The following is a 22293-nucleotide window of genomic DNA, read 5'->3' on the forward strand; positions in this document are numbered from 1 at the left end:
TTAAATCTTCCTTGGGTCCAGCGCGTCTTGCAGCGAGTCAGAGAACATATTGAAAGCCAGCACGAGTACAAACATCATGCCTGAAGCAGCAAAGAAGTTGCTGAAATAACCGGCGGTAACCTCACCACTGGCTTCAGCAATCATTAGTCCCCAACTAATACCGTCTTTCACGCCCAACCCTAAGAAGCTTAAGATCACTTCGCTTTTAATGGCGGTGATAAACAGCAACGTCATCTCCACCAACAAGATATGTGAAGTATTAGGCAACAAGTGTTTGAAGATCACCCGATAAACCGGCACACCCAATGAACGGGCAGCTTCGGTGAACTCCATGTTTTTCAACTTAATCACTTCCCCTCGCACCAATCGCGCCGTGCCCATCCAGAAACAGGACATCATTGCAATATGCATGGCATAAGGGTTTTCGGCCAAGGCAACTGCGAAAGCGGCAACCATCAGGTAGTAAGGGATACAATCGAGGCAGTTCATCAGCCATAGGAATATCTCATCGATCACCGTGCCTGAAAAATACCCAGTGGTCGAGCCCACCAATGCACCCGTAATCGTTGCGACAACCGCGACGGTCAATCCCACTTCAAAAGCGGTTTTGGTACTATAAATTGCGCGTTGGAAAATATCCTGACCATTAATATTGGTACCGAACCAATACTCGGCCGTTGGCCCCATTTGCCCGTCAGCAAGCAGTTCATCCCACCCTTGGGCAATTACCCCCAACCACACCAAAATAGCGGTGAGGAAATACAAGCCAACCACAGACAGGCTGATCATACCGACCTTATCGTGAATAAATTTTTGAAACGCTTTGGTCCAAAGGGATTCACGTTTTGCGGGCACCACCGCGCGACTCCCCTGTTCCATCATTGTGTCCGACATTACTGATTGTCCTTTATTTTAGAGAGATACGCGGATCGACGATGCGATACAAGATATCTACCAGACTCACGACAAGGATAAACATCAGCGTGGTCAATACGATAATCGCCTTCAATACCGGCAGATCGCCGGTGGTTATCGCGTCGTAGGCTGTCAGTCCAACGCCAGGGATACCAAAGTAACTTTCCAGCAATAGCGCACCACCCACAATCACGAAAGGAATGGAGAAGACAATGCGGGTGACGATCGGGATCAATGCATTTCTCAGGACATGCTTGAACAAAATCGTGCTCGAACTGTGGCCAAAGGCCTTAGCAGTACGAACATGATCTCGGGTTGTCTCCTCAACGATCACTGCACGATAGAACCGGGTATTGTAGCCCAGAGCCACAAACACCGATGAAATAGTCGGCACTGTAATGTAGTAAAGATAATCCGAAAGGGAATTCACTTCCCAGCCATAGACTGGGAAGAGATTTAGGCCATAACTGGAGCAGAAAATCAGCTGTGTCGCTATGATCACAATGAGATACGAAATACTCATTCCCACCACCGAGGACGACATGATCAGCTTATCCAACCAGGTTGATCTGTGCATGGCGGCAAACAGCGCCAACAAGATCCCTAGCACATTACCAATAATGAAACCCGGCAACTGCAAGGCTATCGATACCGGAATGGTCTTCGCCAAAATCGATGTCACCCTCTCGCCGGTTGAATCGGAAAAGCCAAAATCAAACAGCAAAACTTCTTTGATGTACTCGAAATAACGTACAAAGAAGGGTTGGTCGTAACCCAGCTGATGCCGGATCTCGTTGATCTCATTAATAGTCGGATTACGGCCCAGCAAGTCATACGTCTTGTCCGGTCCGAAATAAACCATTAATACAAAGCTAATCAGGGTTACCCCGATAAGCAGAGGAATGCTGTACATCAGCTTCCTGATACAGTGTTTTAAAATCTCCATAATGACCCAGCTTTATTTATGATTTGATATCAACGTATTTCAGGTAATTACCTACAACATCACGCTGAGGCCACATAACGGCATTCTTATGCCACATCCGAATACGCGTACGGGAATAGCCGCCTATACCGATACAATCATCAACTACCATCTGGTTCATCTGCTTGTAGAGCTCGGTCCGTTTAGGGCTAGGCTGCATCACCGCCGCTTGCTCGTAAAGCTTGTTGAACTCCGGGTTGTTGTAGTTTGAACTGTTGGAGCCTGGTGAACGGTTCGGCCCGTAGAACAACTGCAGGGTATTTTCCGCATCCGGGTAATCCAACCCCCAGCCCATAGGCACAATCTGGGTCTTGCTGTTCTTCACTGCTTTGTTAAAATCGCCAAACGTCGCGAAGGTCTTTTGCTTAATTTTATTCTTCGGATAACCAATTTTGGTCAAGTTGCCACGGTACTGCTCAAAAAATTGTTTGTTTCGGTTATTCGCTACACCTGGATAGTACAACACAGGTAAGTTTGTTTTATTCCAGCCGTGCTCTTTCAGCAGTTTCTTCGCCCCGGCAATATCTTGCTCGATCGAGGAAGAGTTCATATTGGGATCGAAACCATCAGTACCCGGGACGATAAAGCCAGGGTAGGCTTCGCCAATCCCCAGATAGAAACGAGAAACCCGCTGTGGCCAGTCGAACGACTTCACAATCGCACAGCGCAGCGCTTTGTTGGCGGCATTCGTTTTTGGATCGTCAGAGTAACCAAAGTATTCATCATCAAAGTTAAAGACGTTGTATACCAGTCCCGCTTCTGGGTTCACCCGAAAGTTAAACCTCTCGGCGTATTCAGGTTTTAGCGTTACAGGGTGCTTGCTAGCCAGCACTTCATCCATCTGCTCGTTTTGCAGGGTGGTATTTACGATTTCAGTCCCTTTGCTGAAGGAATTCCAACGGGCAGAGGCTTGTTTCACCCAGTTCAACTCGACACGATCAACTATAGGTAGTGTTTTGCCATCCAATGCATCTATACCGGTAAACCCATGTACTTTTTCGTCGTAACCTGAACCAACCAAGTCAAAGGTCTCTTGACGATAATTGGTATTTTTTTCCAGTACGGTTTTGGTGCTGTTATGGGAGACCAACTTAAACGGCCCGGAACCGACTGGATGCACAGACAGCTCGCGCCCATACTTCTCAACAGCTTCCACTGGCACAGTAGCTGAGTAACCCATCGCCAATGTATAAGTCAGCTGAGGAAATGGTTTGGTCAGTTTGATCTGCACAGTATATGAATCCAATGCTTTCAAACCTTCAACCGTTCTCGCATAATCAGCACCATTGGCTTTCCAATCATCCAGGCCAACAATCTTGTCCGACCATAACCAGGCGCCTTGAGAGCGGTTTTTGGGATCAAAGTGACGTTTCATCGAATAGACAAAATCGTCTGCCGTCACCTCGCGTCCTTTACCATCCGTAAACGCAGGATCATCAACAAACTTCACGCCCTGTTTTATTTTAATGGTATAGGTTAGCCCGTCTTCCGACACCTGCGGCATATCCACCGCCAGATTGGGTTTGAGCTCATAGGGAGACTTCAGGTATTTGTATTCGTAAAGCGTGTCATAAACTGCAGTCGTGACGGTATTAGTATAAGTAGTGCCCGACTGAACCGGATCGAAGTTTGTCGGCTGGCCATCATCAGAAAACTTGAAGACTTTAATATCTTCCGCCATCGCCAGACTGGAGGCCATAAGCGCCGCCAGCGGTAACAAAGTAAATTTTTTCATATAACTTCCTGTTAATTAAATCACATGCTTTTTGCTACTTCCATGTGTGAAACTTATCTGGGTAAGAATATACATTACCCACTTTACACTGGATCTTGAGCTAACTGGGCTACAGCCTTAAAGTCAATGACTCCGCTCTCAAAAACGAATCTTATGCCATCAGTAGCAACCACACTAGTAACTTACAACGTAACTGGTAGATAAAGCAAATAGTTGTAGATATTACATTGACTTACAATAGCAGTTTATACTGGTAGGCTATCCAATATGTTCCCGTAAGCATAGTTACATCAGGTACCATCTTTTTAGAGCCGCACCAATTAATGAGGGCAATCAGGATCTCAAGCAACGCGGTCAGTTCGACATATAATTACCTGAATACATGTTCAGTTCAGTATCCTGGCAGCTTGATCGCACTCTGCCGCTAATGAATTGATTTCAAGAAACCTCCGCATGAAAGCGGAGGATTTGTGGATAAGAGATAGCACTTATGCGGGAATTTTTAATGAGAGATAATACAGTTACTTAGATTCGAAAGCTTGAATATAGTCAATATGGGCCTCTCGCGTGAAAGCCCCTGGGCGTAGCGCCTGAATTTGGCTGATAATTGCTTCCAGATCCATTCCTCGCTCCAGCATCAGGTGAGCCGCGATTAAGCCCGTTCTGCCAGAGCCCCCCATACAATGAATGGCCAGTGAATCCCCATTATCAAGCATGTTCTGGGCCGCCTGACTTACTTCCGGCCAGTTTGCGTTAAACTCTTCACCCGGCGCACAATCATCTTCAATTGGCAGGTGGTACCATTTAAGCCCCAGGGCCTCACATTCTTGGGTGAGTTTTTGTAAACCATCACTCGGCAGGTCGCTTGGTTGCAGCCCAGTCAATACTGCAATAGCACCAGCTGCTTTTAATTGCACTAGGGAATCATGCAGATCAGCTTCTTTGGTTCCCGGACAAGGCGTCAGCAACAACTGCGCACCATTGTTTAGCGCTAGCGGCCAGAATGGATGTGTATTTGACATTTTTTTTCCCGTTTTAATAAAGTTCTGTGGGTATAACTCAAACCGCTGAGGCCGTTTGCTTCTTGTTGATCTTTGGCTTATTGCTAAAACCGGGCTTTTTACGATCGGTGATCTGACTGAGTTTAAGCTTTTCCTGATTGATTACTCCGGGATTACCGTTTCTCACGGTTGCCAGGGTATGACGCACCCAAGCAGGCAGGTGTTCTGGGAAGTGATAAAAAATCCACAGTCCTTCTCGCTGATCTTGTAATATCCCGGCATCACGCAATAAAGCCAGGTGCCGTGAGACCTTCGGCTGGCTCACTTCCAGAGCTTTGGTTAAATCACCAACGGTTAATGCCAGTTCATCTTCAATCAGCATTAAAATCCGCAACCTGAGTGGATCACTCATGATCTTAAACAACTCAACAGGACCAATCGTATTGTTTTGCTGCTCACCATTTAACATCAAGAAAAGTGCAATTCTTGCTTTCAGGCCCTCAACGGTTTCATAAAATGCCTGTAACCCTTCTGTCGGCTTAGGATCTGTAAAATCCCAATGGATCAAAGCATCCGAATCCGGAAAAAGCGCGCACTCATTACTGGCCTTGTCACATAATGTAATGACGACATCAAAATGCTGATCATTCAAAGACGTTACAGACACACTCCGAAGATTGTCGGTATTGATATTTTGATCCGCTAACACCAGGTAAACCCGATCATCAACCGTTTCCGGACTCATGCCTGCACTCATTACCTCGTAATTATCCCCTGCCATATGGCGCATCAACGCTTCAGCCAGTTGGGAGCGGGCAGAGTTTCCTGTACAGAGAAAGAGTATTCGCTTCATATGAGTCTCGATTTACGGCATTTCCACCAGTATATATGATTCTCCACATATATAATCACTTTTCAAGCGCATCAAAGGATTGCACGGTATTGCTTAACACCCAATCTTTTAGCTTCGACGCCACCAAAGGATGACTCAACAAATCTAAATGGTTAATGCCGCAGCCTATCCATTGATTATCTGCGGAATACAAGAAGTTCGTATGTCTGGCGTCGCTTTCTCCCAAAGCACTGGATACGGGAACTAAGCCATCACCGAGAGCTAGATTCGACTCATCATTAAGATTCCGCCCCAAACAGGTGGCTATCGCATAACATGCCACTTTATCAGGCAATGCCGGGCGTACTCGATGAAGCAACCCCTCATTGTCTTCGTCCAGCCAGTCAGTATGACAAATGTAACCTTGACTGAGATCCCGGCTACCACTGCTGCGAACGTCAGATATTTTTGACAGAACTGACAAGTACGGGGCTTCAGCGACTCTTTCATCAACCCAACAGGCCAACTGGGCCAATGGAGCGCCGTTATGAGGGGTTCCTAGCGTGATGAAGGAGCGAAGCGCAGCTAACCAATTCAGCTTATGATGATCAGCATAGTAACAGGCACTTCTTGTGACCAGCCCCCCCATACTGTGGCCAACAATCACAACTTCTTTGACTTCACAGGGCCAGGCCACAATGAGCTTTTCAAGTTTGAATGCGAACTCTTCGCCATTTAAAGAGATATGCTGCCCTGAGTTATAGCGCAGATATATCGGTGTATAACCGTACTTAGCCAAGAAGCGGCCATGATCATGCTCTTTACGCTGCCATTGAACGTCATTCATGCACCAGCCATGTACGCATAATACAATCCTGTCACTAGCTTGGGGCAACTGCTGGTTAAGCCGTTCGGGATCTAAACTTAAAGACTGTTGCTGATCTCGAAAGACCATCTCCTGCATTAACCGGCTATTACGCTGTACGAGGTAGTCACCAACCATGCCATTCAGTATCGAGAGCATCGCATCACTATGATTATACGGTAAGCTGTTTTCGATAAATTCGCTGACTTTACCTTTCGCTGTTACCCTGTTTTCAGCCATCTTAGAGGAAACTTCTTCCACCAAAGTCTGAAATTTCCGACTCAGATTATTCCTAGAAATCATACCTCACCTCGGTATTGCCGTGCTCACCTGTTTCAGGTTAGTCATATTATATACCCAAACCACCTCAAGAACAGATGCATTCATTTCTGGTTATTAGTCACGACACTGTAGAAAAGTCTTTTCTATTAAAACATCGAAGTCTCGCTAAATAATGCCAATTAAATCACAACGATTATTAAATAACTAATATTTGGAATTCTGGATAGAATAAAAGTTGAAAATTAACCTTTTAATATAGTTAAAAAAATTAGAATATGCACTCTAATTTATATGGTTATTTAAAATAATTTCAGATCAGGGGGATCTGATCTGAAATTAGAATTTTATATAGTATTACGCGTAATCTGTTTCTAGCGTATTGGAGTGTATTCGTTGCGAAGCTAAATCAGTCAGAATCATATCTGCCGCTTTTTCAGCAATCATAATGGTGGGGGCATTCGTATTACCGCCAATGAGTGTCGGCATAATTGACGCATCAACAACACGGAGCCCTGCAACACCAATAACATTCAACCGCGAATTAACCACTGCCATCTCATCATTACCCATCTTGCACGTACCAACAGGATGATAAATGGATTCTGCTTTTCGACGTATAAACGCTTCTAGCTGCTCGTCTGTCTGCACCTCTTTTCCTGGAAAAACTTCTTTCCCGCGATAATGGTCAAAAGCCGGTTGTTTTAGAATTTCACGAGACATTTTTACCGCCTTCACCAATGCTTTTACATCATCAGCATTCTCAAGGTAATTGGCCTCAATCACGGGTGGCACCGTTGGATCGGAGTTACGAAGCTTTAAGACTCCTCGACTTTTTGGTCTTAAATTACAAGCATGTAGCGAGTAACCATGTCTGGTGGTTGTCCACAGGTCCAAACCGTGATTATCCAAAAAACAAGGTGAAAAATGGAACTGAACATCCGGTGCCATCAGCTCTGGAGAACTTTTGGCAAACCCTCCTGCCTCAGCAATATTGGAGGTGAAATTGCCTTTTCTAAACAAAAAGAAATCAAAAAGTCCTTTTACAGATCGCAGTAAAGCAACCGGAGAAAAACCCACCGAGTGGAAGGTGCGTTCTCGGGTCACAGCCAGCACATCAAGGTGATCCTGCAGGTTTTTCCCGACCCCGGGAAGATGGTGAACCACATTAATTTTATGTTGATTTAATTCAGTTTTATCACCAATACCTGACAACATCAGTAACTGTGGACTGTTAATAGCCCCTCCACTTAAAATCACCTCATGGGCTGCACGAACAGTCTGCATTTCACCGCCTTTAAGGTACTCAATACCAACCGCCTTTTGCCCATCAAACACCACTTTGGTGGTAAGGGCGTCGGTTATAATGGTGAGATTCTTTCGTTGCTCAGCAGGGCGTAAGTAGCCCACCGCAGCACTGCAACGCTTGCCATTTATTTGCGTCACCTGATAGTAGCCGACACCATTCTGTTCTTTGCCGTTAAAATCTTGATTTATAGCATGTCCGGCTTGATTTGCCGCTTCGATGAAAGCCTCTGATAACGGATTTTTACTCCGTAAATCAGCAACATTTAAAGGCCCTCCGGCACCATGGTAAGCATCCGCGCCACGTTCCTGGTGCTGGGATTTTTTGAAGTATGGCAGCACGTCCTCATAACTCCAGCCATGATTTCCCAACGCATCCCACTCATTGTAGTCCTGCGCATGTCCTCGGATATAACACATGGCATTGGAAGCGCTACTGCCTCCCAATGTTTTGCCGCGTGGCCAAAACAGTTTTCGCCCCTGTAAGTTGGGTTCCTGCTCGGTGTAATAACGCCAATTCATCTTCTTTGAATGCATCATTCCAATTAACCCTAATGGCACATGTACCATTAGGCTGGAATCTTTTGGCCCGGCTTCGACCAAACATACTTTAATTTTTGGATCGGAAGACAATCTATTGGCAAGCACACATCCAGCAGACCCTGCTCCTACAATTACGAAGTCATACATAACATCCTCTCAATTTTCTCGTAATAATTATGCCAGCCATTTTTGAAATCCAATAGTTTACAAATACCGTAACCTTGTACTTTATTTTTTTCTCTCTAATCAATCATAGATTAAACCAAGGAAAAACTAATTCATTTCTTAAAAAGATGTAAATCATTCAGTAATAACAAATAAAAAGGTGATCTATTTAATAAATTTAAATATTGCCTGCAGACAAGAACTCAGACCAGTGTAACGTATATTTCGAAAAGGAATATTTTTTGCCTCAGTTGGCACATTTAAGGAGAACCCATGGCATATTTTCTGACTGGTGGTACGGGCTTTTTAGGCCGTAACCTTATCACCCGATTATTAAAACGCGAGGGTGATATTTATGTACTCTGTCACGATCAGCTGGCGCGGGATGTTTTAGCATCCAGTCTGCAAGAGTGGGATATACCCGCTGGTCGTGTCATGTCGGTTCAGGGAGACCTGACTAAGGAAGGTTTAGGTTTATCAGAAGCCGATATCGCCGCGCTTAAGGGCAACATTTCTCACTTCTTTCACCTTGCTGCGATCTACGATCTTAAGGCCACCGCTGAAATTCAGGAAGCGGTCAATATTGCAGGTACCCAAAATGCGGTTGATGCAGCCATCGGACTGAATGCTGGATGCTTTCATCATATCAGTTCTATTGCTGCTGCTGGTTTGTATGAAGGTCACTTCCGCGAAGACATGTTTGATGAAGCCGAGAACCTCGACCACCCTTACTTCTCAACCAAGCATTTATCAGAAAAGGTAGTACGGGATAAGTGCTCAATACCGTTTCGCGTCTATCGCCCCGGAATGGTTGTGGGTGATTCTAAAACCGGGGTTGCGGAGCGTGCAGACGGTCCCTATTACTTCTTCAAGATGCTACAACGCATTCGTAATGTGCTGCCAGCTTGGGTGCCTACCATTGGTCTTGAAGGCGGACGCCTAAATATCGTACCTGTCGATTATGTTATTGATGCTTTAGATCATATTGCCCATAAGGAAGATCTTGATGGACGCTGCTTCCACCTGACGGATCCAAAGCCCTATCGTTCAGGCGAAGTACTCAACATTTTTGCTGAAGCAGGTCATGCTCCTCGCATGGCACTGCGCTTTGATGCGAGACTGTTCGGTTTTATCCCGAACCAGGTGAAGAACGCCATTCTTTCATTGCCGACGATTAAGCAAATTGCTGACGTCACCATGAAAGACTTAGGTATTCCACCTTCTGCTCTGCAGTTTTTCACATACCCGACAGATTTTGATTGCCGTGAAACCCAAATGGCATTGAAAGGTTCAGGCATTGAGTGCCCTCGTCTTCCAACTTATGCCCCAGTCATTTGGGACTACTGGGAGCGTCACCTGGATCCGGAGATCTCTGGTGATCGCAGCTTGAAAGGGCGCGTTGCAAACAAAATCATCCTAATCACTGGCGCAAGCTCCGGTATTGGTCAGGCAACGGCCTACAAACTGGCTGAAAATGGCGCCGAAATGGTGCTAGTGGCTCGTGATGAAGAGAAGCTTGCCCTCACCAGAGAAGAAGTTGAAAAACGCGGCGGCATCGCCCACACATACAAGTGCGATTTATCAAATATCGAACAAGTCGATACCCTGGTTGCAGATGTGCTGGCGGAACATGGCCGCGTCGATATTCTCGTTAACAATGCCGGTCGCTCCATCCGCCGCTCCGTCGCCGATTCCGTCGATCGTTTCCACGACTTTGAGCGCACCATGCAGCTGAACTACTTTGGAGCATTGAAGCTGACGCTCGGTTTACTGCCAAGCATGGAAGCGCAAGGTGGTGGTCACGTCATCAACGTCTCTTCGATTGGCGTGCTGACGAATGCGCCGCGATTCTCTGCGTACGTTTCATCGAAAGCCGCAATGGATGCTTTCTCTCGCTGTGCCGCATCAGAATACTCGGATGTAAATGTGAATTTCACCACCATTAACATGCCATTGGTGGCAACGCCGATGATTGCACCAACCAAAATCTATGATTCGGTACCAACGTTATCACCCGATGAGGCTGCCGATCTGTTAGCTAACGCGATCATTGACAAACCTAAGCGCATTGCGACTAAGCTCGGTATTTTTGGCGCTATCATACATGCGCTTTTCCCGAAACTCGCTGAAATTATCATGAACAGCAGCTTCCGCATGTTCCCTGACTCCAAAAAGAGCGAGCAACAGGATGAAGAGCAGAAAACAGAAAAAGCCTCTTCGGCAGAGCTTATTGCCTTCTCGGCATTGCTCCGTGGCATCCATTTATAGTCGACTCTTGTTGCCAATCTTTCAGATGGCAAGGTAATGAAAATTTAATTAAAGGAATATAATCATGGCAGATTTACAAGCAACTTTTGAACAAGCTCAGCTAGATGTGAAAAAACTTACTCAGCGCCCATCCAATGACGAGCTGCTGGCTTTGTATTCATTTTTCAAGCAAGCAACTGACGGCGATGTACACGGTAAGCGCCCAGGTATGTTTGATTTCAAAGGTGCCGCAAAATATGAAGCGTGGGAAAAGCGCAAAGGCATGGATGCAGAGACTGCAATGCAGAAGTACATTGATAAAGTATCTAGAATAATAGAGGCTTACGCATAAGCGTCGATTCACCAAAACAGCCACATAAATAACAAAGGCCGAATTTGCGGCCTTTTTCTCGTGCATAAAAAAAACCGCAATATCAATTGCGGCATCAAATGTTTGAAGAAGGAAACTAATTCACTCGTTTACTATTAATAAGCCATTCCAGTAAATTATAAAAGATTAACGACTTTTGTATCGCTATCACTTTCAATATCATCCTGGTTTAATGCTTCAGCCAGGGGATCGACTTCTACGGTCACAGAGAGCATTCCAGTCAATTTTTCTAACTGTTTTTCTAATTCTTTCACTCTTTTCTGCTTATCTAAATATAGCCTTTCGAATTCATCATCCTCAGGTGTTAACGAATTACGCGCTGCAGTTACAGCCATTTCCACTGCCAGTGTTTCGTCGTCATGATGCTCAATCTGTTCAGCTACCGTTGAAATAGCTGCATCCATCACCTCTTGTTCAAGCTCATGCAGCGCATCTTCCATATAGCCAGCAATCACTTCGAAACCAGGCAACGATTGATTACAGGCAACCAATGAGTAATACATAGTGCCCGCATTGCTATAGAAAGTAATATTGAGCGTCTGGCCAGGCATTAACAGTGATACTGGGTACTGCTCTTTTACTTCTGCGCCCATAAAATAAAGGCGATCTTTGGAACCTGGAACATTAGAGATTAACAGATTGCTTGCCGGTGGAATAAAGCTATTGAGGCCAAACTTTCCGCTGATTAATGAAACACCATTGACTAACAGGGAGTAATTAATATACGCGTCTGGTGAAATATTCAATGCTTCTTTTTTAAGATCTGACGTAGCCTGCTGAATGGCTTCTAAGCGTTCAAGCGGTGATAAATCTGCCCGGCCGAGCTCAACATGCCCAATCGACATTTTATTGCCCTTAGCTTCTAATTCATTTTTACCGCGTAAATTCATCGGCATCATAGCGACCAGGGGCTTTCTTAGTGGTAATGAGCGATCATTTAAATATCGATTCAAGGCTATATCACTGACAGTGAAAAGCACATCGTTCATCGACGCACCGGTAATACGACTCAGATGCTTTAATTTGGCAATCGAAAATTGCCCCAGACTTACCGCCCGGCTGCGTTTGGGACTGAGGTTAAACGGCGTTTTCGGTGCCGTAAACGGAATTTTCAGGTCGCTATCAGCCAAGTTCACCGCTTTTAAAGCCAACTTACTGCCAAGACGGAACATCGAAGGAATGAGCGATACCTGTTTAGAAGCCTGCTTAGCCGCCTTGAACACCATGTCGGTCAGATGCGTTTCTGCTATTCGCTCAGAGGCTGTTTTCCGTAAATCACATTGCCAAAGCGGTTTCGTGAAAGACTCTTCAATCGTCGTCGCACAGCTTTGAGTAAATATTCTGCTGGCACGCACACCATCAACCATTGAGTGGTGCACCTTCAGAACCAGTGCCACGCGGTCATTTTCAAGCCCACCAATCAACCATACTTCCCACAGAGGTTTATTGCGATCCAATACCTGACTATGCAAACGGCCAACGACTTGTTGCAACTGCTGCTCAGTACCCGGTGATGGCAGCATGGTAATGCGTAAATGGTCTTCTAAATTCACAGCTGGCACGACTTTCCAGCTCGGTTTACCGGTAAATGACCAGTTTAATTTCCAGTTAAACGGGGCTGCCACATCAGTTTGTTGCAAAAAGTCCGCATAAAGATCCTGAGCAAAAGTGGCAGCTTGCTCTTTAGGCGGGTCCAAAACAACCAGCCCTGTCACATGCATCGGTGTTTTCGCCGACTCAAAAATAATAAAACTTAAGTCAAGAAGAGACAAATTCGGCATAGATGTTCCTTTATCATTCCTGTATGTCTACCCATTTATCCCAAACAATAAGCACTAAATTCGTGATGAAAAAAGTACTTGTTCGTATCAGAGACAAAGCAATTAAGTAAAACGGTTATTTCTTTTGCATTAACTTATCAACAGCTGTAGCCAGCGCGTCAACGCTGTTTTCTATTCCTAATAGCCTAGTACGATCAATCCCACTAGTACAACGGATAACCTGATTTACCTGACTTTCGACTTTATTCAGGACTACCGATTTTGTTGTCTCAACACGCTGCAACGTTTCCGCTTCAACGTCAGTACCCTTTTCAACGAAACCTTTAAATTGAGTGGCAAGCAAACGCTGAGTTTGCTCACTCTGCTCCTTGCCTTTGCTATAAACGCCTAAACCAGCCAGAAAAACATTACGGACTAGGCCTTCACCGAAAACTGTCATTGGCTTTACATTCTTAATTATTGTTCCAAACATCATGACTTTTTACCTTATTTATTATCTTCTTAAAATTACATAATAAAGAAGACGTCTATTACCAACAGATGAGAGTAACAATTAAAATTAGATCATTCTTTCTAATTTTAATTCTTTTAAAGCATCAAGATCACAAAAATCAAGTTTTAAAAAAACAAATAAACACATTAACTTCAACAGCTTATCCAATTCATTACTTGTCCGTCATTATTTACAAAATGATCAATACAATCAATCACCCCTATGCAACTGAGTGATATTTGTGATTGGTATCAATTAAATGAAATAAGAAGTGATTAGTTGTTAGACAACTAGAGTTATGGCTCTATTCTTAATAGTGGACGAAAAATAAAAATAAAAATAAAAAATATTCACAACATCTCATGGCCAATAATACATCACAAAAGGACTTCGCTATGTCAGTACTGGAGCTGGTTGAAACAAGTACTCAATCCCTTTCTATACAATCCACAAACCCTATCGAAAAATCGATAGGTAACATCAAACCGCCTGCCGAGCTAATTGCTCATCCAGACGAACTTGTAGACAGTATTATTGCGCACGTGGGGAAAAATATTGTCCTCGGTCTACCGCTTGCTATTGGTAAACCCATCGCTTTTGTAAATGCACTCTACCAGAGAGCAAAATCCGACCCATCTATTTCACTCAGTATCGAAACGGGTATTTCGCTTGAAAAGCCTGTCGGAAAAAATTCATTAGAAAGGCAATTTCTAAAACCTTTTGTTGACCGTGAATTTGCTAATGTACCAGATCTTGACTACATACTTGATTTAAGAAAAGGAGCAGTACCAGACAACATAGCCATCAACGAGTTTTTCTTTAAAGCAGGGAGCTTCTTAAACAGTCCTCAACAACAAAATTACACCAGTACAAACTATACACATGCCGTTCGTGATCTGTTAGATAAAGGCGTCAATGTCGTTGCCCAGCTTGTAGCCAAGCGCACCATTAACGGCGTAACTACCTACAGCTTATGCAGTAATTCTGATCTGGCGCTCGACTTTGCCCCAGTAATGGACGAGCTGCAAAAGAACGGCACAAATGTGGCGATGGTCGCAGAAGTCAACACCAACATGCCTTTTATGCAAAACCATGCCGAAGTCGCTGATAATGTCTTTGATTTGGTCTTAGACCAAAATTTACAGCAAGATCACAAAGATTACGCCCTGTTCGCCGCTCCTCACGCCAGTATTTCACCAGAAGATCATATGATAGGCTTTTATGCCAGCACACTGGTTAAAGATGGCGGCACCCTTCAAGTGGGCATTGGTTCTTTAAGCAGTGCACTAACCTACAGTACATTGCTACGCCACAGACAGAATTCCCTGTATAAGCAACTAATGAAAGACCTGCAGGTAGAGCAGAAGTTTCCTATCTGTAAAACTGTCGGTGACACAGAGGCTTTTGAGGAAGGTTTATATGGCTGCAGCGAGTTAATGGTCGATGGTTTTATGCACCTGTATAATGCTGGGGTGCTAAAACGTGAAGTCTTTGAAGATCTGACTATCCAGACCCTACTCAACAAAAAGAAAATTACTACTCAGGTCACTATTTCCACCCTGCTCATTTTGCAGGATCATAATGCGATTTCAACCGTATTAACTAGAAATGATGTCGATTATCTAAAACGAATTGGTGTTTTTAAACCGTCTGTAGAGTTCACCGACGGCCTGCTGCACATTGGCGAACAGAGCTTTGCCGGAAACCTGAAAAATGCTGAAGCATTGCAGTGGATCACTAAATATTGCTTAGGTGAGACACTGACTGGCGGTGTAGTCATGCATGGTGCATTCTTCATCGGGCCGAAAGATTTCTATGATGCACTTAATAATATGAGTGATGCGGACCATAAGAAATTCTGTATGACCAGTGTTAACTACGTGAATGATCTTTATGATCACTTTATTGGAAACCAGCAGCTGAAACAAGCTCAACGTAAACATGCCCGTTTTATTAACTCAGCAATGATGGTCACACTTAATGGCTCCGCTATTTCAGATGCTTTGGAAAATGGTCAGGTGGTTAGTGGTGTTGGCGGACAGTACAACTTTGTTGCGCAGTCGCATCAGATGCCGGATTCACGCTCGATCATGAAACTACGCAGTTGCGCAGTACGAAACGGTAAACTGAAATCCAACATCCTATTTAACTACGGCCATACTACCATTCCTCGCCAGCTTCGTGACATTGTTATCACTGAATATGGCATTGCTGATCTACGCAGCAAACCGGATCATGTCGTCTATACCGAACTCATCAAAATTTCTGATTCTCGCTTCCAGCAAGAGCTACTTGACAAAGCTAAAGCCGCGGGAAAAGTCGCGAAAGATTATGAGATCCCTGCAGAGTTCCGTAATAACACCCCAGAATCAATTGCTAAGCTCTATAAAAAATATACACAAAAAGAGGTCTTCGGTCCGTTTCCCTTTGGCTGCAGTTTTACTGAACAAGAATTGCAACTGGGTAAAGCATTGAAATCACTAAAGAGTAAAACCGCCTCTCGCAAAGGAAAAATGCAATGCTTATGGCAGGCAGTTACCGCACCAAAGCCAAGTCAGACCGTTGCACCTTTGCTAAAACGTATGGGACTAGATAATCCAAAAAATCTGCAAGAACATATAACTAAACGACTGCTGACTGCTGAGTTATCTAAATAATCAACCTAAGCGGTAAAAACAAAAGCAATAATCCGGTCGTTATTCATCGATTTACTAGAGAGTAAATCGGTGAATAACAACTTATCAATGTGAGCAACTGACGTTGTACGAGGTGTACCAACAATGACGAAAAAGAACAAAGTAATGGCGCTTTGCCCCTATGCAGCAATCTGGGGTTGCCCAAAGTGTCCGGTAAAGAGAATTTGTCCGGGAAAAACCACGATTGGCGATCAGCCCTTGAAACCTAAGGCGAGCAAAACCAAATAGCACTAAAACTTCACATCACGATAAACAGAATAAACCCCGATACAGAAAGAAAGCGATTGTGCTTTCTTTCTTTTCGCAATTGAGAGGAAAGACGGAAAAACGACTTGAGTTCCGTTTTTGAAGAGAAGCACCAATGATGCCCCCATTAGCTGCCAAGCCACATCTCGCACTTACTCGCCTTGTTCCGCTCGGGCTAACCAGGCTTCAAATGCCGCTGCCGGTAACGGTTTGCTCCAGTAATAACCCTGACCGCAATCACAACCTATACTTTCAAGCAGCAGCTTTTGTTCATTTCTCTCAACACCTTCGGCGGTTACCTCTATGCCCAACCGATGAGCCATCACCGTAATCGCCTCAACTATTGCTGCATCGTCTGAGCTGGCATTAATACCCGTGACCAAAGAGCGATCTATTTTCAAAACATCGACCGGGAAGCTTTTCAAATAGGTGATCGATGAATAGCCGGTACCGAAATCATCCAGGGCGATGTTAATGTTCGACGCTTTGATCGCTTGCAACCTGTTACTCACCTCTTCACTGGCTTTAAGCAAAATACTTTCAGTGATTTCAAGTATCAGCTTATTCGCTGGAAATTGACTGCTTATGAGCATCTGATTCAATTTGTCCACAAATCTTGCATCTTTTAACTGTACGCCAGACACGTTCACTGACAGCTTGGACACAGGTATTCCCCGAGCAAGCCAGGATTTCACCTGATCCAAACTTCTTTTTAATACCCATTCTCCGATAGGTATAATAAGCCCCGTTTCCTCAGCCAGCTGAATAAATTCAGCCGGAGGGATAATCCCCCGCTCAGGGTGCTGCCAGCGGATCAAGGCTTCAACCCCTACCCCCTTACCTAGCTTTAAGTTGATGACAGGTTGAAAGTAAACAACAAACTGCTTGTTTTCAAAGGCCTGTCTGAGCTCTCGTTCCATTAATAAGCGCGATTCGATCTGCGGCAATATATCTTGGGTATAACAGCGGTAGCGGTTACGTCCGTCATCCTTTGCCTGACACATTGCAATATCGGCATTCCTTAAGGCGGTGCCGGCATCATCAGCGGCATCAGGATAATTATTAAGCCCTATACTGGCCGTTATATAGATCTCCTGTTTATCGATCAAAAAAGGTCGAGCCAGCACATCAAGGCATTTTTGCGCGATAATTTCCGCCTCCTCGGCTGTCGTCAGATCCAGCAATATTACGGTAAACTCATCACAACCAAACCGAGCAACAGTATCTTCATTTCGAACACAAGATGTCAGACGTTTGGCGACACACTGCAACAATCTGTCGCCTGTTTGATGTCCAAGGGAGTCATTGATCCATTTAAAGCGATCCAGATCGATAAACAGCAGGCCCACCTTTTTGTTCTGTCGAGCCGACTGGGAAAAGGCACAATGCAAGCGGTCTGTAAACAAATGGCGATTCGGCAACCCGGTTAACAAATCGAAATTCGCCTGATACCAAATTTTTTGCTCATCCTGCTTGCGTGTTGTCATATCACTTAACAAAGCAACATGCTCTGTCACCTGCTCTTTATCATCACGAATAGCAGTAATGGACAGCCAGCCGGGAAAGAGATCGCCATTTTTACGTTTGCTCCAGATCTCTCCTTGCCACTTACCGTTACGCTTCAATCCGTTATCAATGGCACGGTAGAAACTCACATCATGGTAGTCCGAGCTTAACGCGCGAGGCATCTGACCAAGCATTTCCCTTTCCGAATAACCGGTAAGCGCTTCAAACTCCTGATTAACCGCAGAGATCCTGAACTGACTATCTGTGACCATGATGGCCTCGTTAGCATTGTCGAATACTGCTGCTGCAAGACGTCGGCTCTCCTCAAGCTGCTTACGGTCAGTAATATCAATCCAAACTCCAACAATTTCCACCGGACACCCCTGAGCATCCTTGACTAGGGTTAATTCATCACGCACCCAGTAATAATGGCCATCTTTGTGCCGAAATCGGTACTCATGAATATGATGATCATTTTCAAAGAGTTCCGGCATGCCTGCTAAGACCGCTTCTCGATCATCCGGATGAATATTCTTTACCCAAAATTCGGGATTGTTGAGACAATCCTGCCGTGAGTAACCCATCTGTTGATGGACTCTGTCACTAACATAGGTGGCGACAAAGGCATCATCTCGGAATTGGCAGGTATACAACACAGCCGGTGTCATTTTCAGAACAAATTCCAACCGCGCCTTGGTTTCAACGCGCAACGCAGGGTCAAGGATCTTACTTGAAGAAGAGTTATGGATTAGCGTGTAAATTCCACCTTGATTGCTCATTTTGCCTCCCAGATCTGAGCTAGCAGGTTGATGACCGTCACATATCAAGTATTAGCATATAACCATGGTTTCATATCAGTACTATATAAAAATAGTCGACAATTAATCTAAACAAACAATTACGACTGACAAAATGTGTCCCGATTAACAATCGTTTGTTTGACCCGCCAGAAACTAAAAGCCATTTGCTAAATTGGGATGGTCCGCATCGCCCATGACAGAAAATGAAAGCCATTTGCATAAACATTCACAATATTGTTGACACATATCCACGTTTGATGTTTGAATCAAGCCATCCCAAATTTTTGGGATCAGAAGAGGTGCGTTAACCAGGTAATCTGTTCGAGGTATCCAACTACCCACGACGGCAGATAAGGGGGATTAACGCCGAGGTAAGTTTGCGTTTGGAAGCAAGCCTTATCGGTTGCTGGGGCTGAATCCTCAGGGCTGTCACCTATGGTGGAGAGCTTCTGGTGTTTGTGTTTTATCGCCCCCACGTGGCTAATTGTCACTGGCGCCTTCGCAAAACCAAGCTCTCTGAACTGATATCAAAAAGTTCGGATGAGAGATGCCTAATCAAAATTCTATTCCCGCAGTCGGGAATGAACGCTTGCAACAAACCACGTTATGGACGGCCCTCATCACCCCGTTCCACTCCGACGAGTCTATTGACTTTGCTACCCTGACCCAACTGGCTAAAGAGCAAGAGGCGGCCGGGAATGGGATCCTGATCCTCGGCAGTACCGGCGAAGCATTGGCAATGACACCAACTGAACAGCAGGATGTAATCCGCCATATCTGTGCGCTGGATCTTTCCGTACCACTCATGGTGGGTGTCGGCGGCTTCCAACTGCAGCAACAAATGCAATGGCTGGATTTTTTGCAGGATTTTCCTGTCGATGCCCTGCTGATACCAGTTCCGCTTTACGCCAAGCCCGGTGCAGCTAGCCAGTTGAAGTGGTTTAACAGCCTGCTTGATGCCAGCAACTGGCCATGCATGATCTATAACGTACCTTCACGCACCGGTGTCGCCCTTGATGAGCAAACCTTGGGTTCACTGGCAAGTCATCCCAATGCATGGGCAGTGAAAGAAGCGAGCGGAAGCGTCGAGGCTTTCACCCGTTACCGCAACGCAGCCCCATCGCTACAGTTTTACTGTGGCGATGATGGCCTGCTGGTCGATTTTGTTGCCGCCGGTGCCTGCGGTCTGGTATCTGTGGCCGCCAACGCCTGGCCTGAAGCCACTGCACACTATGTTCGCCAGAGCCTTAGCCAAACAGTTCCAAACTTCAAGACCTTATGGCAACAAGCCAGCAACAGCTTGTTCTGTGCCGCCAACCCGATCCCGGTAAAAGCCCTGATGCTACATCAAGGCCGCCTCAATAACGCTGGGTTGCGTCCCCCGCTTTACATGGAAGAGATGCAAGAGTTAACCCCTGTTTTAAATGCCGATGCGGCAATATACCAATGGATGAAAACATGTCTGAATCAGTAGTAACCCCGTGCTGGAAGCTTTTACTTGATCAACTTGAGCGCGGCGAAGTACGCACTGCAGCCCAAGACCAGAAAGGAAACTGGCACGCCGATGCCACTGTAAAGCAGGGGATATTAGCCGCATTTCCAGCCGGAGAACTGATCAGCTTCGGACCGGCATACCCAGGCGCAATTGACAAACATAACCTGAGTCCGCGCCAATTTACGCCGGAAGATCAGATTCGCCTGGTACCGGGGGGGTCAGCTGTCCGCCGCGGTGCTTATGTCGCACCGGGTGTTGTGATCATGCCGCCAGCCTACATTAATATTGGCGCCTATGTCGACAGCGGTACGATGGTCGACAGCCATGTCCTAGTCGGTTCTTGTGCTCAAATCGGCAAGAATGTCCACCTCTCTGCAGGTGTGCAGATTGGCGGTGTGCTTGAACCTGTAGGTCAAACACCAGTGATCATCGAAGATGACGCATTTATCGGTGCCGGTTGTGTGATCGTTGAAGGGATGGTTGTGAAAAAGGGGGCGGTACTGGCACCGGGAGTCACACTTTCCGCTGCAGTTGCTGTTTATGATCTGGTTAATGAATGCCAATTGCCAAAAGGCGCACAAATCCCAGAAGGTGCGGTTGTGGTTCCAGGTAGCCGCCCGGCAAACAGTGAATGGGGCAAAAAGATGGGCCTGAGCGTGCAGTGTCCGATAATCATCAAATACCGCGATGACAGCAGCGATGCTTCACTGGTTCTGGAAGAGGCGCTTCGTTAATGGCACTGACCGAGCAGGTTCGCAAGGCGCTACAACTCGCCAGCAAGCAACAACCCCATTCTTTTTATGCCTATGATCTTGACGGTCTGGATCAGCATCTGGCAGGCCTTGAAAGTGCGCCGGCCAAGTTATGGTATGCCGTTAAAGCCAATCCGTTATCGGCCATCATCCAGTCTCTTGACGCCAGAGGCTTTGGCTTTGATGTCGCAAGCCTAGGCGAGTTGAAGCAAGTATTGGCACAAGGCGTCGACCCGTCACGTATTTTAAATACCGGCCCGGTAAAAACGCCGGAGCACCTGGCCGATTTTATCGAGCACGGCGTGCGTATTTTTGTCCTGGAAAGCCACCAGCAGGCTGATGATCTGGCCAAGATCGCCCGCGAACAACAAATCCGTATTCAAGTGCTGCTACGAGTACAGTTGCCGTGGGCGAAAGATCCGGAAGAGAAGATGAATGTCTTGGGGGGAAGCAACCCTACTCCGTTCGGGCTGACGCCTGAACAGTGGATGCCTGATACGTTCACTTTGCCAGATGAATTTGAGCTATTGGGTGTGCATTGCTTCCAATGGGGAAATATCCTTTGTGCCGATACTCTGGTGCAAACCTGGCAGGCAGCGATGCCTAAACTTAATGCCCTGCTTGATGCCTGGCAAATACCAGAACCTGTCGTCGACCTGGGCGGCGGACTTGGTATCCCTTATGCGGGGCAACAGCAAGAGCTTGACTGGCAGCGGGTTTGCCAAGGGCTGGAACAGCTTAAAAGCGAGTTCCAGCTAGGCCAATGCTGGATGGAACTAGGCCGTTATGCGGTTGGCCCTTATGGCTATTACGCCAGTAAGGTTGCCGATATCAAAGATAACCAGGGGGTCCACTTTGCCGTGATTGAAGGCGGAAGCCAGCACCTGCTGCGCCCGGCGCTCACAACGCAAGCTTTCCCGGTTGAATCTCTGCAACCTTGTGATTCTCCGCTGACGTCTTACCAGATCCATGGTGCGCTCTGCACCGGACTCGATTGCCTTGGCAGCTTACAGCTACCAGACAGCCTGCAGCGCGGCGACTGGCTGATCTTTTCTCAGGCGGGCGCTTATGGTTTTACCGAAAGTATGCCCTACTTCCTGTGCCACGCTCTTCCTGCAGAGCTAACCTTTTCGCAGTCGGGCATTAACGTTTTGCGACCGAGTGCTCCGGCCAGTCATTATTTGGCTTAGATAACGGCGGAAATAAAAAGTATATAGCCCGCCAAGCTACGGCGATTTCACTTATCAAATGTCACCGGTAA

Annotated in this window: 16 protein-coding genes and 1 riboswitch; of the genes, 6 read left to right on the plus strand and 10 right to left on the minus strand. The window is 45.8% G+C overall.

Translation table 11 applies throughout. The features are described 5' to 3' along the window. The 7 genes from C9I89_RS00090 to C9I89_RS00120 form a co-directional block, all read right to left on the minus strand. The gene (locus C9I89_RS00090; RefSeq protein ID WP_107281323.1) at positions 1 to 894 is read right to left on the minus strand and encodes an ABC transporter permease; all 894 of its coding nucleotides are present in this window, start codon (positions 892 to 894) and stop codon (positions 1 to 3) included. 13 nt (positions 895 to 907) lie between these two features. Then, positions 908 to 1861: an ABC transporter permease gene (locus C9I89_RS00095; RefSeq protein ID WP_107281324.1), complete on the minus strand. Its 954-nt coding sequence runs from the start codon at positions 1859 to 1861 to the stop codon at positions 908 to 910. A 16-nt stretch (positions 1862 to 1877) separates the two neighbouring features. Next, positions 1878 to 3635: an ABC transporter substrate-binding protein gene (locus C9I89_RS00100; protein WP_107281325.1), complete on the minus strand. Its 1758-nt coding sequence runs from the start codon at positions 3633 to 3635 to the stop codon at positions 1878 to 1880. 521 nt (positions 3636 to 4156) lie between these two features. Beyond that, complete coding sequence (locus C9I89_RS00105; protein WP_107281326.1) at positions 4157 to 4657, minus strand: phosphatase domain-containing putative toxin; 501 nt, start codon at positions 4655 to 4657, stop codon at positions 4157 to 4159. Positions 4658 to 4694: 37 nt separating this feature from the next. Beyond that, positions 4695 to 5489, minus strand: a complete 795-nt coding sequence (locus C9I89_RS00110; RefSeq protein WP_107281327.1) for a metalloregulator ArsR/SmtB family transcription factor — start codon at positions 5487 to 5489, stop codon at positions 4695 to 4697. Positions 5490 to 5544: 55 nt separating this feature from the next. Beyond that, positions 5545 to 6573: a PGAP1-like alpha/beta domain-containing protein gene (locus C9I89_RS00115; protein WP_245905366.1), complete on the minus strand. Its 1029-nt coding sequence runs from the start codon at positions 6571 to 6573 to the stop codon at positions 5545 to 5547. Between the two features lie 396 nt (positions 6574 to 6969). Continuing rightward, a complete protein-coding gene (locus C9I89_RS00120) occupies positions 6970 to 8607 on the minus strand; it encodes a GMC family oxidoreductase (protein WP_107281329.1) in 1638 nt (545 codons plus the stop codon). A gap of 291 nt (positions 8608 to 8898) precedes the next feature. Here C9I89_RS00120 and C9I89_RS00125 point away from each other — a divergent pair, with 291 nt between their 5' ends. Together C9I89_RS00125 and C9I89_RS00130 are read left to right on the plus strand one after the other, a co-directional pair. Then, entirely contained in the window at positions 8899 to 10893 is a 1995-nt protein-coding gene (locus tag C9I89_RS00125; RefSeq protein ID WP_107281330.1) for an SDR family oxidoreductase, read from the plus strand. Between the two features lie 64 nt (positions 10894 to 10957). Next, a complete protein-coding gene (locus tag C9I89_RS00130) occupies positions 10958 to 11224 on the plus strand; it encodes an acyl-CoA-binding protein (RefSeq protein ID WP_107281331.1) in 267 nt (88 codons plus the stop codon). A gap of 155 nt (positions 11225 to 11379) precedes the next feature. Here the strand turns inward: C9I89_RS00130 and C9I89_RS00135 are convergent, their stop codons facing one another. Continuing rightward, positions 11380 to 13044, minus strand: coding sequence for a wax ester/triacylglycerol synthase family O-acyltransferase (locus C9I89_RS00135; RefSeq protein ID WP_107281332.1), 1665 nt, complete (start codon positions 13042 to 13044; stop codon positions 11380 to 11382). 115 nt (positions 13045 to 13159) lie between these two features. Beyond that, positions 13160 to 13519, minus strand: coding sequence for a phasin-related domain-containing protein (locus tag C9I89_RS00140; protein WP_107281333.1), 360 nt, complete (start codon positions 13517 to 13519; stop codon positions 13160 to 13162). Positions 13520 to 13932: 413 nt separating this feature from the next. Between C9I89_RS00140 and C9I89_RS00145 the strand changes: the two genes are divergently transcribed. After that, positions 13933 to 16194, plus strand: coding sequence for an acetyl-CoA hydrolase/transferase C-terminal domain-containing protein (locus tag C9I89_RS00145; protein WP_107281334.1), 2262 nt, complete (start codon positions 13933 to 13935; stop codon positions 16192 to 16194). A 437-nt stretch (positions 16195 to 16631) separates the two neighbouring features. Here the strand turns inward: C9I89_RS00145 and C9I89_RS00150 are convergent, their stop codons facing one another. Further along, positions 16632 to 18764, minus strand: coding sequence for a GGDEF domain-containing phosphodiesterase (locus C9I89_RS00150; RefSeq protein WP_107281335.1), 2133 nt, complete (start codon positions 18762 to 18764; stop codon positions 16632 to 16634). Positions 18765 to 19071: 307 nt separating this feature from the next. After that, positions 19072 to 19242, plus strand: a riboswitch (Lysine riboswitch). 90 nt (positions 19243 to 19332) lie between these two features. Here C9I89_RS00150 and dapA point away from each other — a divergent pair. Genes dapA through C9I89_RS00165 form a run of 3 tightly spaced genes read left to right on the plus strand, consistent with a single transcriptional unit; the run spans position 19333 to position 22222 of the window. Beyond that, a complete protein-coding gene (gene dapA / locus C9I89_RS00155) occupies positions 19333 to 20259 on the plus strand; it encodes a 4-hydroxy-tetrahydrodipicolinate synthase (RefSeq protein ID WP_107281336.1) in 927 nt (308 codons plus the stop codon). Further along, complete coding sequence (locus C9I89_RS00160; protein ID WP_107281337.1) at positions 20244 to 21014, plus strand: 2,3,4,5-tetrahydropyridine-2,6-dicarboxylate N-succinyltransferase; 771 nt, start codon at positions 20244 to 20246, stop codon at positions 21012 to 21014. The genes dapA and C9I89_RS00160 overlap by 16 nt, the downstream gene beginning before the upstream one ends. Then, entirely contained in the window at positions 21014 to 22222 is a 1209-nt protein-coding gene (locus C9I89_RS00165; RefSeq protein WP_107281338.1) for a PLP-dependent decarboxylase, read from the plus strand. Before C9I89_RS00160 ends, C9I89_RS00165 begins: the two co-directional genes overlap by 1 nt. The last annotated feature ends 71 nt before the right edge of the window (positions 22223 to 22293 follow it).

The organism is Photobacterium lipolyticum, from assembly GCF_003026475.1.
GTDB classification, from domain to species: domain Bacteria; phylum Pseudomonadota; class Gammaproteobacteria; order Enterobacterales; family Vibrionaceae; genus Photobacterium; species Photobacterium lipolyticum.

Excerpts from the sequence above, each read along its gene's own strand:
- C9I89_RS00160 (WP_107281337.1), top strand. The coding sequence starts at position 20,244 with ATGTCTGAATCAGTAGTAACCCCGTGCTGGAAGCTTTTACTTGATCAA.
- C9I89_RS00150 (WP_107281335.1), bottom strand. The coding sequence starts at position 18,764 with ATGAGCAATCAAGGTGGAATTTACACGCTAATCCATAACTCTTCTTCA.
- C9I89_RS00125 (WP_107281330.1), top strand. The coding sequence starts at position 8,899 with ATGGCATATTTTCTGACTGGTGGTACGGGCTTTTTAGGCCGTAACCTT.
- C9I89_RS00100 (WP_107281325.1), bottom strand. The coding sequence starts at position 3,635 with ATGAAAAAATTTACTTTGTTACCGCTGGCGGCGCTTATGGCCTCCAGT.
- C9I89_RS00115 (WP_245905366.1), bottom strand. The coding sequence starts at position 6,573 with ATGGCTGAAAACAGGGTAACAGCGAAAGGTAAAGTCAGCGAATTTATC.
- C9I89_RS00120 (WP_107281329.1), bottom strand. The coding sequence starts at position 8,607 with ATGTATGACTTCGTAATTGTAGGAGCAGGGTCTGCTGGATGTGTGCTT.
- C9I89_RS00145 (WP_107281334.1), top strand. The coding sequence starts at position 13,933 with ATGTCAGTACTGGAGCTGGTTGAAACAAGTACTCAATCCCTTTCTATA.
- C9I89_RS00105 (WP_107281326.1), bottom strand. The coding sequence starts at position 4,657 with ATGTCAAATACACATCCATTCTGGCCGCTAGCGCTAAACAATGGTGCG.
- C9I89_RS00090 (WP_107281323.1), bottom strand. The coding sequence starts at position 894 with ATGTCGGACACAATGATGGAACAGGGGAGTCGCGCGGTGGTGCCCGCA.
- C9I89_RS00095 (WP_107281324.1), bottom strand. The coding sequence starts at position 1,861 with ATGGAGATTTTAAAACACTGTATCAGGAAGCTGATGTACAGCATTCCT.
- C9I89_RS00110 (WP_107281327.1), bottom strand. The coding sequence starts at position 5,489 with ATGAAGCGAATACTCTTTCTCTGTACAGGAAACTCTGCCCGCTCCCAA.
- dapA (WP_107281336.1), top strand. The coding sequence starts at position 19,333 with ATGCCTAATCAAAATTCTATTCCCGCAGTCGGGAATGAACGCTTGCAA.
- C9I89_RS00140 (WP_107281333.1), bottom strand. The coding sequence starts at position 13,519 with ATGATGTTTGGAACAATAATTAAGAATGTAAAGCCAATGACAGTTTTC.
- C9I89_RS00165 (WP_107281338.1), top strand. The coding sequence starts at position 21,014 with ATGGCACTGACCGAGCAGGTTCGCAAGGCGCTACAACTCGCCAGCAAG.
- C9I89_RS00135 (WP_107281332.1), bottom strand. The coding sequence starts at position 13,044 with ATGCCGAATTTGTCTCTTCTTGACTTAAGTTTTATTATTTTTGAGTCG.
- C9I89_RS00130 (WP_107281331.1), top strand. The coding sequence starts at position 10,958 with ATGGCAGATTTACAAGCAACTTTTGAACAAGCTCAGCTAGATGTGAAA.